Source organism: Burkholderia sp. 28_3 (assembly GCF_003253915.1).
GTDB lineage: Bacteria > Pseudomonadota > Gammaproteobacteria > Burkholderiales > Burkholderiaceae > Burkholderia > Burkholderia cenocepacia.
Genome location: NZ_QKZF01000013.1, coordinates 165566 through 181299 on the forward strand (window position 1 = coordinate 165566; position 15734 = coordinate 181299).

The 15734-nt window shown below is 66.9% G+C and carries 16 protein-coding genes; 6 read left to right on the plus strand and 10 right to left on the minus strand.

Annotated elements, in window-relative coordinates; genetic code table 11:
- Positions 1 to 121: 121 nt before the first annotated feature.
- Positions 122 to 1372 carry an Hsp70 family protein gene (locus DFS13_RS25130; protein ID WP_006494125.1) on the plus strand — a complete coding sequence of 417 codons (1251 nt, stop codon included), beginning with the start codon at positions 122 to 124 and terminating at the stop codon, positions 1370 to 1372.
- 101 nt (positions 1373 to 1473) lie between these two features.
- Here the strand turns inward: DFS13_RS25130 and DFS13_RS25135 are convergent, their stop codons facing one another.
- A complete protein-coding gene (locus tag DFS13_RS25135) occupies positions 1474 to 1677 on the minus strand; it encodes a cold-shock protein (protein ID WP_006477070.1) in 204 nt (67 codons plus the stop codon).
- 420 nt (positions 1678 to 2097) lie between these two features.
- Here DFS13_RS25135 and DFS13_RS25145 point away from each other — a divergent pair, with 420 nt between their 5' ends.
- Entirely contained in the window at positions 2098 to 3696 is a 1599-nt protein-coding gene (locus tag DFS13_RS25145; protein WP_006482046.1) for an APC family permease, read from the plus strand.
- Between the two features lie 111 nt (positions 3697 to 3807).
- Here the strand turns inward: DFS13_RS25145 and DFS13_RS25150 are convergent, their stop codons facing one another.
- The 7 genes from DFS13_RS25150 to DFS13_RS25180 form a co-directional block, all read right to left on the minus strand.
- Positions 3808 to 4599, minus strand: coding sequence for a class III extradiol ring-cleavage dioxygenase (locus DFS13_RS25150; RefSeq protein WP_048986033.1), 792 nt, complete (start codon positions 4597 to 4599; stop codon positions 3808 to 3810).
- 202 nt (positions 4600 to 4801) lie between these two features.
- Positions 4802 to 5398, minus strand: coding sequence for a UbiX family flavin prenyltransferase (locus tag DFS13_RS25155; protein ID WP_006482052.1), 597 nt, complete (start codon positions 5396 to 5398; stop codon positions 4802 to 4804).
- Positions 5399 to 5422: 24 nt separating this feature from the next.
- A complete protein-coding gene (gene grxD, locus DFS13_RS25160) occupies positions 5423 to 5734 on the minus strand; it encodes a Grx4 family monothiol glutaredoxin (protein ID WP_006477066.1) in 312 nt (103 codons plus the stop codon).
- Between the two features lie 67 nt (positions 5735 to 5801).
- Entirely contained in the window at positions 5802 to 6644 is an 843-nt protein-coding gene (prmC, locus tag DFS13_RS25165) for a peptide chain release factor N(5)-glutamine methyltransferase (RefSeq protein ID WP_048986034.1), read from the minus strand.
- 7 nt (positions 6645 to 6651) lie between these two features.
- Positions 6652 to 7734, minus strand: coding sequence for a peptide chain release factor 1 (prfA, locus tag DFS13_RS25170; protein ID WP_006494405.1), 1083 nt, complete (start codon positions 7732 to 7734; stop codon positions 6652 to 6654).
- 92 nt (positions 7735 to 7826) lie between these two features.
- The gene (hemA, locus tag DFS13_RS25175) at positions 7827 to 9125 is read right to left on the minus strand and encodes a glutamyl-tRNA reductase (protein ID WP_006482047.1); all 1299 of its coding nucleotides are present in this window, start codon (positions 9123 to 9125) and stop codon (positions 7827 to 7829) included.
- 26 nt (positions 9126 to 9151) lie between these two features.
- On the minus strand, positions 9152 to 9916 hold the full coding sequence (locus tag DFS13_RS25180) for a response regulator transcription factor (RefSeq protein WP_006494404.1): 765 nt from the start codon (positions 9914 to 9916) through the stop codon (positions 9152 to 9154).
- 171 nt (positions 9917 to 10087) lie between these two features.
- Here DFS13_RS25180 and DFS13_RS25185 point away from each other — a divergent pair, with 171 nt between their 5' ends.
- The 4 genes from DFS13_RS25185 (at position 10088) to DFS13_RS25200 (ending at position 13444) form a co-directional block, all read left to right on the plus strand.
- Positions 10088 to 10342 (plus strand): hypothetical protein, encoded by a 255-nt coding sequence (locus DFS13_RS25185; protein ID WP_006477062.1) that lies wholly within the window; start codon positions 10088 to 10090, stop codon positions 10340 to 10342.
- An 18-nt stretch (positions 10343 to 10360) separates the two neighbouring features.
- Entirely contained in the window at positions 10361 to 12175 is a 1815-nt protein-coding gene (locus DFS13_RS25190) for an aminopeptidase P family protein (protein ID WP_034201063.1), read from the plus strand.
- A gap of 97 nt (positions 12176 to 12272) precedes the next feature.
- Positions 12273 to 12824 carry a cysteine hydrolase family protein gene (locus DFS13_RS25195; RefSeq protein ID WP_006482082.1) on the plus strand — a complete coding sequence of 184 codons (552 nt, stop codon included), beginning with the start codon at positions 12273 to 12275 and terminating at the stop codon, positions 12822 to 12824.
- Positions 12821 to 13444 (plus strand): HAD family hydrolase, encoded by a 624-nt coding sequence (locus DFS13_RS25200; RefSeq protein ID WP_111442239.1) that lies wholly within the window; start codon positions 12821 to 12823, stop codon positions 13442 to 13444. The genes DFS13_RS25195 and DFS13_RS25200 overlap by 4 nt, the downstream gene beginning before the upstream one ends.
- A gap of 140 nt (positions 13445 to 13584) precedes the next feature.
- Here DFS13_RS25200 and ettA read toward each other — a convergent pair whose 3' ends face one another.
- On the minus strand, positions 13585 to 15252 hold the full coding sequence (gene ettA / locus DFS13_RS25205) for an energy-dependent translational throttle protein EttA (protein ID WP_006494122.1): 1668 nt from the start codon (positions 15250 to 15252) through the stop codon (positions 13585 to 13587).
- A 168-nt stretch (positions 15253 to 15420) separates the two neighbouring features.
- Positions 15421 to 15729 carry a DUF3761 domain-containing protein gene (locus tag DFS13_RS25210; protein WP_006482070.1) on the minus strand — a complete coding sequence of 103 codons (309 nt, stop codon included), beginning with the start codon at positions 15727 to 15729 and terminating at the stop codon, positions 15421 to 15423.
- Positions 15730 to 15734: the final 5 nt, after the last annotated feature.

The window sequence follows — 15734 nt, forward strand, 5'->3', positions numbered from 1 at the left end:
CGTCGCCACCGGGCGCCCGTTGCGCGGCGCCGCTGGCCGGCCCCGGTTGTGATCCCGCGGGCTTCATGTTAAAAAGCCCGTCCTTTCCGTTTTCGCGCCGGCCCTGCTGCGGCAATTTCCCATGACTTACTGCGCGATCGATTTCGGCACGTCCAATTCCGCCGTGGCGCTGCCCGACGGCGATGGCATGCGCCTCGCGCCCGTCGAGGGCGACCACCTGACGCTGCCCACCGCGATCTTCTTCAACAACGACGAAGAGACGGTCGAATATGGCCGGGCGGCGCTGGCCTCCTATATCGACGGTTTCGACGGCCGGCTGATGCGCTCGATGAAGAGCATCCTCGGCTCGCCGCTCGCGGAAACGACGACCGATCTCGGTGACGGCAGCGCGATCGCCTACACCGACATCATCGCGCGCTTCCTGACGCACCTGAAGCGCAAGGCCGAAGCGCGCGCGGGCGCGCCGATCGGCCGCGCGGTGCTCGGCCGGCCGGTGTTCTTCGTCGACGACGATCCGCGCGCCGACCGGCTCGCGCAGGATCAGCTCGAGGCGGCCGCGCGCTCGGTCGGCTTCGCGGACGTTCACTTCCAGTACGAACCGATCGCCGCCGCGTTCGACTACGAGTCGCGCCAGCAGGCCGAGCGTCTCGTGCTCGTCGCCGACATCGGCGGCGGCACGTCCGACTTCTCGCTGGTGCGCGTCGGCCCGCAGCGGATGGCGCGGCTCGAACGCAAGGACGACGTGCTGGCGCACCACGGCGTGCACGTCGCGGGCACCGACTACGACCGGCGGGTCGAGCTGGCGGCGATCCTGCCCGCGTTCGGCTACCGTTCGCTCGACCCGGAAGGGCGCGAGCTGCCGAACAAGATCTACTTCGATCTCGCGACCTGGCACCTGATCAATACCGTCTACACGCCCAAGCGCGTCGGCGAGCTGAAGCTGATGAAGCACCTGTACCAGGATGTGCGGCAGTACGACCGGCTCACGAGCGTGGTCGAGCAGCGGCTCGGGCATGCGCTGATGGCGCGCGCGGAAGAGGCGAAGATCGGTGTCGCGGCGGGCGGGGAGACGATGATCGACCTGAACGACGTGGAAGAGGATCTGCTGATCGCGTTCGACGCGGATCGCCTCGTCGACGCGAGCCAGGACGATACCGCGCGCATCGTCGATGCCGCACGCGAAACGGTGCGGCTCGCGGGCGTCGCACCGCGTGACGTCGGTGCGCTGTATTTCACCGGCGGTTCGACGGGGCTCGCGTTCCTGTCGGGTGCGCTCGCCGGCGCGTTTCCGGATGCGCAGCCGGTGTTCGGCGATCGCTTGGCGAGTGTCGCGACGGGGCTCGGCATTCACGCGCAGCGCCTGTTCGGCTGAGCGGCGCGGGCGGCTATAAGCCGCCATGCCGGACGACCGGCGCACAAAAACAAAAAGCCCCGCCGAAGCGGGGCTTTTTTACACGAATTATCGCGCCAAGCTTAGACCGGACGGATGTTCGCAGCTTGCAGACCCTTCGGGCCCGTCTTCACTTCGAATTCAACCTTCTGGTTTTCTTGCAGCGTCTTGAAGCCTTCGACGCGGATTTCCGAGAAGTGCGCGAACAGATCGTCGCCGCCGCCTTCCGGGGTGATGAAGCCGAAGCCCTTTGCGTCATTGAACCACTTGACGGTACCGGTTGCCATGTTACTTGTTCCTAAAAAGATAAAACGGGGCCGAAGCCCATGGGGTGCGGAAAATCAAGGAAGGGGTAATAGGACCAACCGGAGTACCGTTGATGGGCGAACTACGAAAGAACCAATTCACTCGCCACTTGAAATCCTGCGAAGTCCTTTATACGGCTAATCGGTCTGATGGTCAACCGTATTCCCATGCTCTCAGGGTTATTGCGGAGATCGGGTTTACAAAGCTTGCAAGCGATGCGAATTTTTTGTAGGGGCCGATCGATTTTGGCGCCACGTTCGAGGTGCAACCGTTAAACTACGCGCCGCGTGGACGGGTTGCCCCGATCGGGTTGACCGTCCCCCCAAGAATGCGTGCGCGGTGCTGTCCGAGCCGATCCCGGACCGCAGGCCGACCATGCTTTTTGAGACACAGGAGAGGATGTGAAGAGTTCTATTCAACGGAACATCGGCCCGTTTGCATTGATGCTGACGGGGCTGGGTTCGATTATCGGCTCGGGCTGGCTGTTCGGTGCCTGGAAAGCCGCGAAGATCGCCGGTCCGGCGGCGATCTGCGCATGGATCATCGGCGCGGTCGTGATTCTGGCGATTGCGCTGACGTATGCGGAACTGGGCGCGATGTTCCCCGAGTCGGGCGGCATGGTGCGTTACGCGCGGTACTCGCACGGTTCGCTGGTGGGTTTCATCAGCGCGTGGGCCAACTGGATCGCGATCGTATCCGTGATCCCGATCGAGGCGGAAGCGTCGATCCAGTACATGAGCACGTGGCCGTATCCGTGGGCGCATGCGTTATTCGTGAACGGCGAATTGCAGACTCTCGGTCTGCTGCTGTCGGCCGTGCTGGTCGTCGTCTACTTCCTGCTGAACTACTGGGGCGTGAAGGCTTTCGCGCGGGCGAACACCGCGATCACGATCTTCAAGTTCCTGATTCCGGGCCTCACGATCCTCGGCCTGATGCTGACGAGCTTCCACGCGGAGAACCTCGGCACCGCGTCGAATACGAGCTTCGCGCCGTATGGCTGGTCGGCCGTGCTGACCGCGGTCGCGACGAGCGGCATCGTGTTCGCGTTCAACGGCTTCCAGAGCCCGGTGAACCTGGCCGGTGAAGCGCGCAATCCGGCGCGCAGCGTGCCGTTCGCGGTGATCACGTCGATCCTGCTCGCACTCGTGATCTACGTGCTGCTGCAAATGGCCTATATCGGCTCGGTGAACCCGGCCGACGTCGCGAAGGGTTGGGCGCACTTCAACTTCTCGTCGCCGTTCGCGGAACTCGCGATCGCGCTGAACCTGAACTGGCTCGCGATCCTGCTGTACGTCGACGCGTTCATCAGCCCGAGCGGCACCGGTACGACCTACATGGCGACGACCACCCGCATGATCTACGCGATGGAGCGCAACAACACGATGCCGAAGATGTTCGGCAACGTGCACCCGATCTACGGCGTGCCGCGCCAGGCGATGTGGTTCAACCTGCTCGTGTCGTTCATCTTCCTGTTCTTCTTCCGCGGCTGGAGCTCGCTCGCGGCAGTGATCTCGGTGGCGACGGTGATCTCGTACCTGACCGGCCCGATCAGCCTGATGGCGCTGCGCCGCTCGGCGACCGACATCGAGCGCCCGCTGTCGATTCCGCTGATGAAGCTGATCGCCCCGTTCGCGTTCGTGTGCGCGTCGCTGATCCTGTACTGGGCGAAGTGGCCGCTGACGGGTGAAATCATCCTGCTGATGATCGTTGCGCTGCCGGTGTACTTCTTCTTCCAGGCGAAGTCGGGCTGGACCGGCTGGGGCGCCGACCTGAAGGCCGCATGGTGGCTGGTCGCGTACCTGCCGACGATGGCCGTGCTGTCGCTGATCGGCAGCAAGGAATTCGGCGGTTATGGCTTGCTGCCGTACGGCTGGGACATGCTGGTCGTCGCGGCGATCTCGCTGGTGTTCTACTTCTGGGGCGTGAATACCGGTTACCGGACCCAGTATCTCGACGAGCGCGAGTCGCACGACGAGATCCTCGAAGGGGTCGGTGCCTGACGCCTGACCTGCCGCCGGATTCGGCGGCGGCAGGATGCAGCGAAAAAAGCCCGCCCGAGCGATGCTCGGGCGGGCTTTTTACTGGCCCGGCGGTGGCGCCCCCGTTCAGGTTCAGGCGCCGGCGCTCGCGAACACGTAGTTCGTCATCGCGAGCACGCGCTGGTAAGTGCCGAGCGACTGGATGCCGAGCCGGTAGTCGTCGTCCGCCGCGCCGAGCGCCGTGAAGACCGGCAGCAGATGTTCGTCGGTCGGATGCATCAGCGCCGCGTGCGGCGCCTGCCGGCGGTAGTCCAGCAGCGCGTCGATGTCGCGTGCGGCCAGTTTCGCCTCGAACCAGTCGGTGAATTCCGCGACGCGCGGGTCCGCATCCTCGGGCGCGGCGCCGAAATCGGCGGCGCGCAGGTTGTGCGTGATCTGCCCCGAGCCGATCACCATCACGCCTTCGTCGCGCAGCGGCCGTAGCGCGCGGCCGAGCGCGAAGTGATGCGCGGCGTCCGCGCGCGGCTGGATCGACAGTTGCGCGACCGGCACGTCGGCTTCCGGAAACATCAGCAGCATCGGCACCCACGCGCCGTGATCGAGGCCGTGTTCGGTCGTCGCGGTCGCGATGCCGGCTGCGTTGAGCAGCGCGGCCGCGCGTTCGGCCACGTCGGGCGCGCCCGGCGCCGGATAGCGGATGTCGTACAGCGCCTGCGGGAAACCGTAGAAGTCGTGAATCGTGTCCGGATGCGCGGCGACGCTCGCGACCGGCCGCTGCGTGCCCCAGTGCGCGGACAGCATCAGTACCGCGCGTGGGCGCGGCAATTCGGCACCGAGGTGCGTGAACGCGCCGGACGGCAGCGCCGGGTCGATCGGCAGCGTCGGGGCGCCGTGGGACAGGTACAGCGAAGGCAAGCGGTTCATGGTGGTGACCTGCGAAAGAGTTTGCCTGTGACTATAGGCGTGCACCACGCATTGATAAATCGGCACGCTGGAATTTGATTGACGCCTGGTTGTTGATAATCGTGGCGACAGCGGACTTCCGACTGCCGACTGGCATCGGAAGGCGTGGAATCGACGGAGTTGTGGTGAGGATCGGCGGAGATGCGCGCAGAAGAGACGTGACTTACTGCGCGTGCCGGATGCCGGCCCACGGTGTCGTGAGCGGCGCGCTGAGCGCGAACAGGTCGAGCACGCGCGTGACGGTCTGATCGACGAGTTCCTCGATCGTCTTCGGCATCGCATAGAACGCCGGCAGTGGCGGAAAGACGATGCCGCCCATTTCGGTGACGGCGGTCATGTTGCGCAGATGCGCGAGGTTGAACGGCGTTTCGCGCACCATCAGCACGAGACGGCGGCGCTCCTTCAGCGTGACGTCGGCCGCGCGCGTGATCAGATTGTCGGACAGCCCGTGCGCGACGCTCGCGAGCGTCTTCATCGAGCAGGGTGCGATCACCATGCCATCGGTCGCGAACGAGCCCGACGCAATCGTCGCGCCGACGTCGCGCACCGAATGCACGACGTCCGCACGGCTTTCGACGTCGGCCTTCGGCAGCTTCAGTTCATGCTGGATGTTGAGCCAGCCGGCGTTCGAAATCAGCAGGTGTGTTTCGACGCCGCCGGCGGCGCGCAGCAGGTCGAGCAGCCGCACACCGTAGATCGCGCCGGTGGCACCGGTGATCGCGACGATCAGCCGGCGTGGCGGCGCGCTGGAAGATGCCATCGAAAGGGGGACGGGTGCCGCGTGTTACGCGGCGGCGAACAGTTGCTGCAGTTCGCCCGACTGGTACATCTCCATCATGATGTCCGAGCCGCCGATGAATTCGCCCTTCACGTAGAGCTGCGGGATGGTCGGCCAGTTCGAGAAGGCCTTGATGCCCTGGCGGATTTCGTCGTCCTCGAGCACGTTGACGGTCTTGAACTGGTCGACGCCGCAGGCCTTCAGCACCTGCACGGCGCGGCCCGAGAAGCCGCACATCGGGAATTGCGCGTTGCCCTTCATGAAGAGCACGACCTGGTTTTCGTCGACGATTTGCTTGATACGTTGTTGGGTGTCCATGACTGACCTTGCGTTTGCGGGGCGTTAGATCGAAATGATAGCGGATTTCAACCGGGCGGGCCGGGCATCAGCCCGGCAGGCGGCCGCCGGTCGTGCGTTCGATGGCGGCGAGATCGGTCAGCGATTCGACCGCGACGAAGCCGTGCGACACCAGGATCGCGCGCACGGCTTCGGCCTGGTCGTAGCCGTGCTCGATCCAGAGCGTGCCGCCCGGCTTCAGATGGGCGCCGGCGCCCGCGACGATCGTGCGGATCGCGCTGAGGCCGTCGGCGTCGTCGGTGAGCGCGCCGCGCGGCTCGAAACGCAGGTCGCCCTGGGCGAGATGCGGATCGTGCTGCGCGATGTACGGCGGGTTGCTGACGATCGCATCGAACGCGAGCGCGGGATCGAGCGCCGCGTACCAGTCGCTCTGCAGCCAGTGCAGCGGGCCGCCGGGGCGCTGCGCGTCGAGCAGCTTGTCGGCGTTGCGTTGCGCGACCGCGAGCGCGGCCGGCGAACGGTCGAGCGCCCACACGCGTGCATCGGGGCGCTCGGCCGCGATCGACACGGCGATCGCGCCGCTGCCGGTGCCGAGGTCGAGCACGGCCGCGTGCGGCAGCCCGTCGATCGCATCGAGCGCGGCTTCGACGAGCAGCTCGGTTTCAGGGCGCGGGATCAGCACGTCGGGCGTCACGTCGAACGGGCGGCCGAAGAACTCGCGCATCCCGACCAGTTGCGCGACGGGTTCGCCGGCGACGCGGCGCGCTTCGAGTGCGCGGTAGCGTTCGACCGCGGCCGCGTCGAGCGGCGCGTCGCCGCGCGTGATCAGTTGTGTGCGGGTCCAGCCGAGCGCGTGCGCGAGCAGCACGCGTGCATCGACCGGGTCGAGCGGCGAGGCGCGCAGCAGGGCGTCGGCGGTGGTGTCGGGCATCGTGGCCTCAGTCGGCTTCGCCGAGCGACGCGAGCAGCTCGGCCTGGTGCTCGGTGACGAGCGCGCCGATCAGTTCGTCGAGATCGCCGTCCATGATCGCCTCGAGCCGGTACAGCGTCAGATTGATCCGGTGGTCGGTCATCCGGCCCTGCGGGAAGTTGTACGTGCGGATGCGTTCCGAACGGTCGCCGGAGCCGATCAGGCTCTTGCGCGTCGCGGCTTCCTTCGCATGCTGCTCGTGATACTGCTTGTCCTTGATGCGCGCGGCGAGGACCTTCAGCGCGCGATCCTTGTTCTTGTGCTGCGAGCGATCGTCCTGGCATTCGACGACGATCCCGGTCGGGATGTGCGTGACGCGCACCGCCGAATCGGTCTTGTTGATGTGCTGGCCGCCCGCGCCGGACGCGCGGAACGTGTCGATGCGCAGGTCGGCCGGATTGATCTCGACCTCGCCGATCTCGTCGGCTTCCGGCATCACCGCGACCGTGCACGCGGACGTATGGATGCGCCCCTGCGTCTCGGTGGCCGGCACGCGCTGCACGCGATGGCCGCCCGATTCGAACTTCAGCCGCGAATACGCACCCTGGCCCGCGATCCGCACGATCACTTCCTTGTAGCCGCCGAGATCCGACGCGCTCTCCGACATCATTTCGACCTGCCAGCGCTGGCGTTCCGCGAAGCGCAGGTACATGCGCAGCAGGTCGCCCGCGAACAGCGCCGATTCGTCGCCGCCCGTGCCCGCGCGGATTTCGAGGAAGATGTTGCGGTCGTCGTTCGGATCCTTCGGCAGCAGCATCTTCTGCAGCTCGGTCTCGAGGCGCGCCATGCCCTCGCGTGCGCTGCGGATTTCGTCTTCCGCGAAATCGCGCATCGACGGATCGGCGAGCAGTTCCTGCGCGGCCGCCTCGTCGCTGCGCGACTGGCGCCATAACGCGTATTGCTCGACGACCGGGCCGAGTTCCGCATGTTCGCGCGTCAGCTTGCGGTACTGGTCGAGGTCGGCCGTGACGTTTTCGCGGCTCAGCAGGTCGTTCAGTTCGGCCAGCCGTGTGGACAGCTGGTCGAGCTTGCGTTGCATGCTCGTCTTCATGGTGTGGAGCGGCGCTCCCGGGCAAGGGTATTCGGAAAGGATAGGCCGGCGGCAGGGCAATGCGCGGCCGGCGGCAGGGCGACCGGCCGGCGCTAGTGGCCGGACTGGTCGTTCGAGCGCGGCGCGTGCTGGTAGAAGCCGCGCATCAGGTCGATCAGCGAATCGCGATCGGCGCCGTTGACGCGGTTGAGCGCGCTCGTCGGGCCGTGGATCAGCTTGTTGGTCAGCGCCTGCGACAGGGCTTCGAGCACGGCGGCCGGATCGTCACCGCGTGCGAGCAGCTTCTGTGCCTTCTCGACTTCGGCGCGGCGCAGCGCGTCGGCCTGCGTATGCATGTGACGGATCACCGGCACGACGCTGCGCGTGTCGAGCCATTGCATGAAATTCTGCACGCGGGTTTCGATGATCGCTTCGGCCTGCGCGACCGCGGCCTGACGCGACGCGTTGCCTTCGCGCACGATCGCGCCGAGATCGTCGACGGTGTACAGGAACACGTCCTTCAGCTTGCCGACTTCGGGCTCGATGTCGCGCGGCACCGCGAGGTCGACCATGAAGATCGGCCGGTGACGACGCGCCTTCACCGCACGCTCGACCGCGCCGAGGCCGATGATCGGCAGCGTCGACGCGGTGCACGACACGATGATGTCGAATTCGTGCATGCGGGTGGGCAGGTCGGCCAGCGGCATCGCGCGGCCGTTGAAGCGTTCGGCGAGCCGCTGGCCGCGTTCGGCCGTGCGGTTCGCGACGACGAGTTCGCGCGGGCCCTGCGCGGCGAAATGCGTCGCGCACAGCTCGATCATTTCGCCCGCGCCGATGAACAGCACGCGCTGATCCGACACCTTTTCGAAGATGCGCTGCGCGAGGCGCACCGCGGCCGCGGCCATCGACACCGACTGCGTGCCGATTTCGGTCGTGCCGCGCACTTCCTTCGCCACCGCGAACGTGCGCTGGAACAGCTGGTTCAGATAGGTGCCGAGCGCGCCGGCTTCCGTCGCGGTGCGAACGGCATCCTTCATCTGGCCCAGAATCTGGGTTTCGCCGAGCACCATCGAATCGAGGCCGGAGGCGACGCGGAACGCGTGCCGGACCGCTTCCGACTGCGGCAGCGCGTAGACGTGCGGCGCGAGTTCGTCGACCGGAATCCGGTGATACTCCGACAGCCAGCGGAGCGCGCCTTCGCGGGCCGCGCGATCGTCGGTCGCGCAATACAGTTCAGTGCGGTTGCAGGTCGAGAGGATCGCCGCTTCGGGCGTATTGGGCGCCTGCGGGCCGAGAAACACGTTCTTGAACGTGACGAGAGCCGGTTTGATTTGCTCGAGCGGAAACGCCACGCGTTCGCGCAGGGCGACAGGCGCAGTGTGGTGGTTGATTCCGATCGTGAGGAGTTGCATATCGAGGGCTATCGTTTAGCCCCATATTATAGCGTTTCAGCGATTTCCTCACTCGCCGCATACCGGGCATCAGCGTGGCGGGGGCGCGAATTTGGGGGCTCGATCGGTACGCGGTCAAGCTGGTAGCCGAAGCCGTAGAGCGGCAGCAGCCGGTAGCCGCGCTCCGGAAGCAACTGCAATTTGCTGCGCAGCCGCGACGCGTGGGTATCGAGCGTGCGCGACTTCATGTCGCGGCGGCGCGCCCATACCGTTTCGAGGATATGGGCGCGCGACACGGGCCGCGACAGGTTCGTGAACAGCAACTGCGCGAAACGGAACTCCTTCGGCGTGAGTGAAACGATTGCGTCGCCGAAACGCACGAGGCAGTGCGTGGCGTCGAACGCGTATTCGCCGTACATTTCGCGCGAGCGGGTGGGCGGCCGGCGAACGCCGGCGCGCCGGCTCAGCGCGTTGACGCGCGCGAGCAGCTCGGGCCCGCTCACGGGGCGCACGAGGCAATCGTCGGCGCCCGCGTGCAGGCACGAGACGATTTCGCTTTCGCGTGCCGACTGCATCACGGCGATGGCCGGCAATCCCGGCAGGACCGCCTGCGCGCGCGGAATGACTTCCTGCGCCGGCTGATCGCCGGCCCAGTGGCCGGTGACCAGCATGTCGCAGGTGTTGTCGGCGGCGAGCCACTCGAAGAAAGCGGCGCTGGATGGAAAAGCATGGCACACGTGACCGCCGGCAAAGAGCAGGCGGTTCAGGAGTGCGGTGTGACGCGACTCCGGATCGATCAGCGCGATTCGCATGAGAATTTCTTCAATACGGCAGCCGGTGTGCGCTTGCCATAACGTCGAGTCGGCCCCTACACTCGAATGTTCGCGGCGCCCGGCTGGTCTCGGGTTCGATGGATGAATCGATGCTAGCCGCTGGCAACGTTCACGCCTATGGGACGAATCTGAATTTATAGAAGGCGTCGAATGAACTGGTTTGGAATCCTTGTCCTGGGAGCGGCCGTCGGGTTGTTCGGCCGCTGGCTGCATCCGATGCGGCGCACGGGCCGGCCGGCGTGGTGGATCGCGGTGCTCGTCGGCATCGTGGGCGCGGCCGCCGCCCGCATGGTCGGCAATCTCTCGGGACTGTTTTACGATGGCGAGACGCTCGAATGGCCGGTCTGCACCGGCGTCGCGTTCCTCGCCGTAGCCGTGACGGTCGCGCTGTCGGCCCGTCGCTGAATGCTCTCAGGTGAAATCATGAATGCCCGTCTCCCCGAAGTCTCGCCGGTGCCGGCCCGTCTCGCGCTATTGCGCGACGCCATGGTCCGCGAGAACCTGGCCGCCTATCTCGTGCCGTCCGCCGATCCCCACCTGTCCGAATACCTGCCCGAACGCTGGCAGGCGCGCCGCTGGCTGTCCGGCTTCACGGGTTCGGTCGGCACGCTGGTCGTCACCGCGGACTTCGCGGGGTTGTGGGTCGACAGCCGCTACTGGGTGCAGGCCGACGCCGAACTGGCGGGCACGGGCGTGCAACTGATGAAGATGACGGGCGGGCAGCAGAGCGCGCCGCACGTCGACTGGCTCGCGCAGAACGTGGCGGCGGGCGCGACGGTTGGGGTCGACGGCGCCGTGCTCGGCGTCGCGGCCGCGCGCGGGCTGACGGCCGCGTTGAGTGCGCGCGGCATCGCGCTGCGTACCGACGTCGACCTGCTCGATGCGATCTGGCCCGAGCGGCCGGGGCTGCCCGGCGATGCGGTGTTCGAGCACGTGGCGCCGCAGGCCGACACGACGCGCGCGAGCAAGCTGGCCGACGTCCGCCGCGCGATGCACGCGCAAGGCGCGCAGTGGCATTTCGTGTCGACGCTCGACGATCTCGCGTGGCTGTTCAACCTGCGCGGCGCCGACGTCAACTTCAATCCGGTATTCGTTGCGCACGCAATGATCGGCACCGATCGCGCGACGCTGTTCGTCGCCGACGGCAAGGTACCGCCGGCGCTGGCCGCGTCGCTCGCGCAGGATGGCGTCGACGTCCGCGCCTACGACGCCGCGCGTGCGTCGCTCGCGGCGCTGCCGGACGGCGCGACGCTGCTGATCGACCCGCGCCGCGTGACGTTCGGCACGCTCGAGGCCGTGCCGGCCGGCGTGAAGCTCGTCGAGGCCGTGAATCCGTCGACGTTCGCGAAGTCGCGCAAGACGACCGCCGAGATCGAGCACGTGCGCGTGACGATGGAGCATGACGGCGCCGCGCTCGCCGAATTCTTCGCGTGGTTCGAACAGGCCGTCAATCGCGAAACGATCACCGAGCTGACGATCGAGGAGAAGCTCACGGCCGCGCGCGCGCGGCGCCCCGGCTATGTGTCGGCGAGCTTCGCGACGATCGCCGGCTTCAACGCGAACGGCGCGATGCCGCACTACCACGCGACGCGCGAGTCGCACGCGACGATCGCCGGCGACGGCCTGCTGCTGATCGATTCGGGCGGCCAGTACGTGACGGGCACGACCGACATCACGCGCGTCGTGCCGGTCGGCACCGTCAGCGACCTGCAGCGGCGCGATTTCACGATCGTGCTGAAGTCGATGATGGCGTTGTCGCGCGCCCGCTTCCCGCGCGGCATCCGCTCGCCGATGCTCGACGCGATCGCGCGTGCGCCGATGTGGGCGGCCGGGCTCGACTACGGCCACGGCACCGGGCATGGCGTCGGTTACTTCCTGAACGTGCACGAAGGCCCGCAGGTGATCTCGCACTACGCGCCGGCCGAGCCGTACACGGCGATGGAAGAGGGGATGATCACGTCGATCGAGCCGGGTGTGTACCGTCCGGGCCAGTGGGGCATCCGGATCGAGAACCTGGTCGTGAACCGCGCGGCCGGGCAGACGGAATTCGGCGATTTCCTCGCGTTCGAGACACTGACGCTGTGCCCGATCGACACGCGCTGCGTGCTGATCGAGATGCTGCACGACGAAGAGCGCGCGTGGCTGAACACGTATCACGCGACGGTGCGCGAGCGCGTCGGCCGGCATGTGAGCGGCGACGCGAAGGCGTGGCTCGACGCGCGCACGCAGCCGATCTGACGCAACGCGCGGCAGGGCCGGATAGCGGCTGATCGCGATCGGACAGCGATCGGACAGCGATCGAACGACGGCCGGACAATAACAGCGAGGGCAGGCAATGGCGGACACTGCGGTGATCGTGGTCGACATGCAGCGCGGGCTGGTGGAGCGGGCGCGGCCCGCGTACCGGCTCGACGACGTGGTGTCGGGCATCAACCGGTTGACGGCGGCGGCGCGCGCGGCGAACGCGCCGGTGTGCTTCGTGCAGCACGACGGCGACGCGGACGACGACGTCGTGCCCGGCACGCCGGGCTGGGAACTGCATGCGGGGCTGGTCGTCGGTCGCGACGACTGGCGCGTGCGCAAGCAGGCGAGCGACGCGTTTCACGACACGCCGCTCGCGGCGCAGCTCGATCGCCACGGCATCCGCTCGGTGCTGATCTGCGGCTATGCGACCGAGTTCTGCGTCGATTCGGCCGCACGCCGCGCCGCGTTGCTCGGCTACCGGACGACCGTCGTGTCCGACCTGCACACGACGAACGAGCGCGTCCACCTGTCGGCGGCGCAGATCGTCGCGCACCATCACTTCATCTGGAACAACAATTCGCTGTCGGGCAACGCGGTGACGCCGCGTCCGCTCGCGGACGTGCTCGCTACGGAGTTCGCATGACGATCAAGGCAGTGGTGTTCGATTTCGGCGGCGTGCTGATCGACTGGAGCCCCGAGTACGTTTACCGTGAACTGATTCCCGACGACGCCGAGCGCCGCTGGTTCCTCACGCACGTGTGCGCGATGGACTGGGTGGTCCGTCAGGACGGCGGGCAGACGATCGAGGAAGGCACGGCCGAACTCGTCGCGAAGTTTCCCGAGCACGAAGCGCTGATCCGCGTGTTCTATGCGCGCTGGCACGAGATGATCGGCGGCGTGCTCGAAGAAGGCGCGGCCCTCGTCGACCGGCTGGACGCGCAGGGAATGCCGCTGTTCGGGCTGACGAACTGGTCCGCGCAGACGTTTCCGTATGCATGGGACAACTTCCCGGTGCTGCGCCGGTTCAAGGACATCGTCGTGTCGGGCCGCGTGAAGCTCGTGAAACCCGATCCGGCGATCTACCGCGAGATGCACGCGCGGATCGAGCCGCACCTGCCCGGCATCGCGTCGCACGAACTCGTGTTCATCGATGACAACGCGAAGAACGCGGCGGCCGCCACGGCGCTCGGCTGGCACGGCATTCATCACACGAGCGCGGCGGCGACCGAGGCGCGGCTGCGCGAGCTGGGCGCGCTGGTGTAAGCGGCGGGACGAGCGCCAGGCGAAAAAAAGCGGGCCATGGGCCCGCTTTTTCGTTGTGCCGTTCCGGATGCGGCCTCCTTCGATCACCTTCGGCGTCCAGCCCCGCGTGAGCGCGAGGCCGGATGCCCGGGCCGCACCGGTCAGCGGCTGATCGGCTTGTAGCGCAGACGCTTCGGCTTCGCGGCTTCCTCGCCGAGGCGCGCGCGCTTGTCGGCTTCGTACTCCTGGTAGTTGCCGTCGAAGAACGTGACCTGCGAATCGCCTTCGAACGCGAGGATGTGCGTCGCGATCCGGTCGAGGAACCAGCGATCGTGCGAGATCACCATCACCGAGCCCGCGAATTCGAGCAGCGCGTCTTCCAGCGCGCGCAGCGTTTCGACGTCGAGGTCGTTCGACGGTTCGTCCAGCAGCAGCACGTTGCCGCCCGAGATCAGCGTCTTCGCGAGGTGCAGGCGGCCGCGTTCGCCGCCGGACAGGTTGCCGACGATCTTCTGCTGGTCGCCGCCCTTGAAGTTGAAGCGGCCGATGTATGCACGCGACGGCGTTTCGTACTTGCCGACCGTCAGCACGTCGGCGCCGCCCGAGATTTCCTCGAACACCGTCTTCGAACCGTCGAGCGCGTCGCGGCTCTGGTCGACGTACGCGAGCTTCACCGTCGGGCCCATCACGACTTCGCCCGAATCCGGCTGTTCCTTGCCGGTCAGCATCTTGAACAGCGTCGACTTGCCGGCGCCGTTCGGGCCGATGATGCCGACGATCGCGCCGGCCGGGATCTTGAAGCTTAGGTTGTCGATCAGCAGGCGATCGCCGAACGACTTGCTGACGTTCTTGAACTCGATCACTTCGTTACCGAGGCGTTCGCCGGCCGGAATGAAGATTTCCTGCGTTTCGTTGCGCTTCTGGTATTCCTGGCTGCTCAGTTCCTCGAAGCGCGCGATACGCGCCTTCGACTTCGCCTGACGCCCCTTCGGGTTCTGGCGCACCCACTCCAGTTCCTTCTTGATCGCCTTCTGGCGTGCCGATTCCGACGCTTCTTCCTGCTTCAGGCGCTCTTCCTTCTGGTCGAGCCAGCTGCTGTAGTTGCCCTTCCACGGAATGCCGTGGCCGCGGTCGAGTTCGAGAATCCACTCGGCCGCGTTGTCGAGGAAGTAGCGATCGTGCGTGACGGCGACCACGGTGCCCGGGAACCGCACCAGGAACTGCTCGAGCCAGTCGACCGATTCGGCGTCGAGGTGGTTGGTCGGTTCGTCGAGCAGCAGCATGTCGGGCTTCTCGAGCAGCAGCTTGCACAGCGCGACGCGGCGCTTCTCACCGCCCGACAGGTGCTCGATCTTTGCGTCCCACGGCGGCAGGCGCAGCGCGTCGGCGGCCACTTCGAGCTGCTGCTCGGGGCTGCCGCCGTCGCTCGACGCGAGGATCGCTTCGTATTTCGCCTGTTCGGCCGCGAGCGCGTCGAAGTCGGCGTCCGGTTCGGCGTAGGCCGCGTAGATTTCTTCCAGCTTCTTGTTCGCCTGGAACAGGTCGCCGAGGCCTTCCTCGACGGCTTCGCGCACGGTCTTCGTCGGGTCGAGCTGCGGCTCCTGCGGCAGGTAGCCGATGTTCAGGTTCGGCATCGGCGTGGCTTCGCCCTCGATGTCCTTGTCGACGCCCGCCATGATGCGGATCAGCGTCGACTTGCCCGAGCCGTTCAGGCCGAGCACGCCGATCTTCGCGCCGGGAAAGAACGACAGCGAGATGTCCTTCAGGATCTGGCGCTTGGGCGGCACGATCTTGCCGACCCGGTTCATCGTGAAAACGTATTGGGCCATTTCGGTGTGAAAGTCAGAAGTGGTTGAGACGGCCGCGCAGCGCGCGGGCTGGCGGCGTCGGGTGATTCGGTACGGAGCGTGCCGCGCGGGGCGCGGCGGTGCGAGCGCGTATTGTACTTCGCCGCCGGCTGCCGCTGGCACCGCGCAGGCCATTCGGCCGACCCGCGCTCACAGCCACGCGGCGACGCCGCCATGCCCGGAGCAGGTGCCGCGCCGGTGGCGGCTGAAGCTGTACGTGCCGTCTCGGCAGCGCGCGCTCGCGCCGTCCGGCACGCGGCCCGATTTCGAATGCGCGGGCGCATGCACGGTTTCGCCGTCGCGGTTGCGATAGGTGTCGTGACGGTCGAGATCGGCTTCGTCGCCGTAGCCGGGCGACGCGCGATAGGCGTGCGCGGCAGGCGGCAACGCGGTGCACGCGACGAAAAGCGCGGCGGACAGGGTCGCGACGTGGGTCGCGCGGCGAAGCAGGGCACGCATGGTCT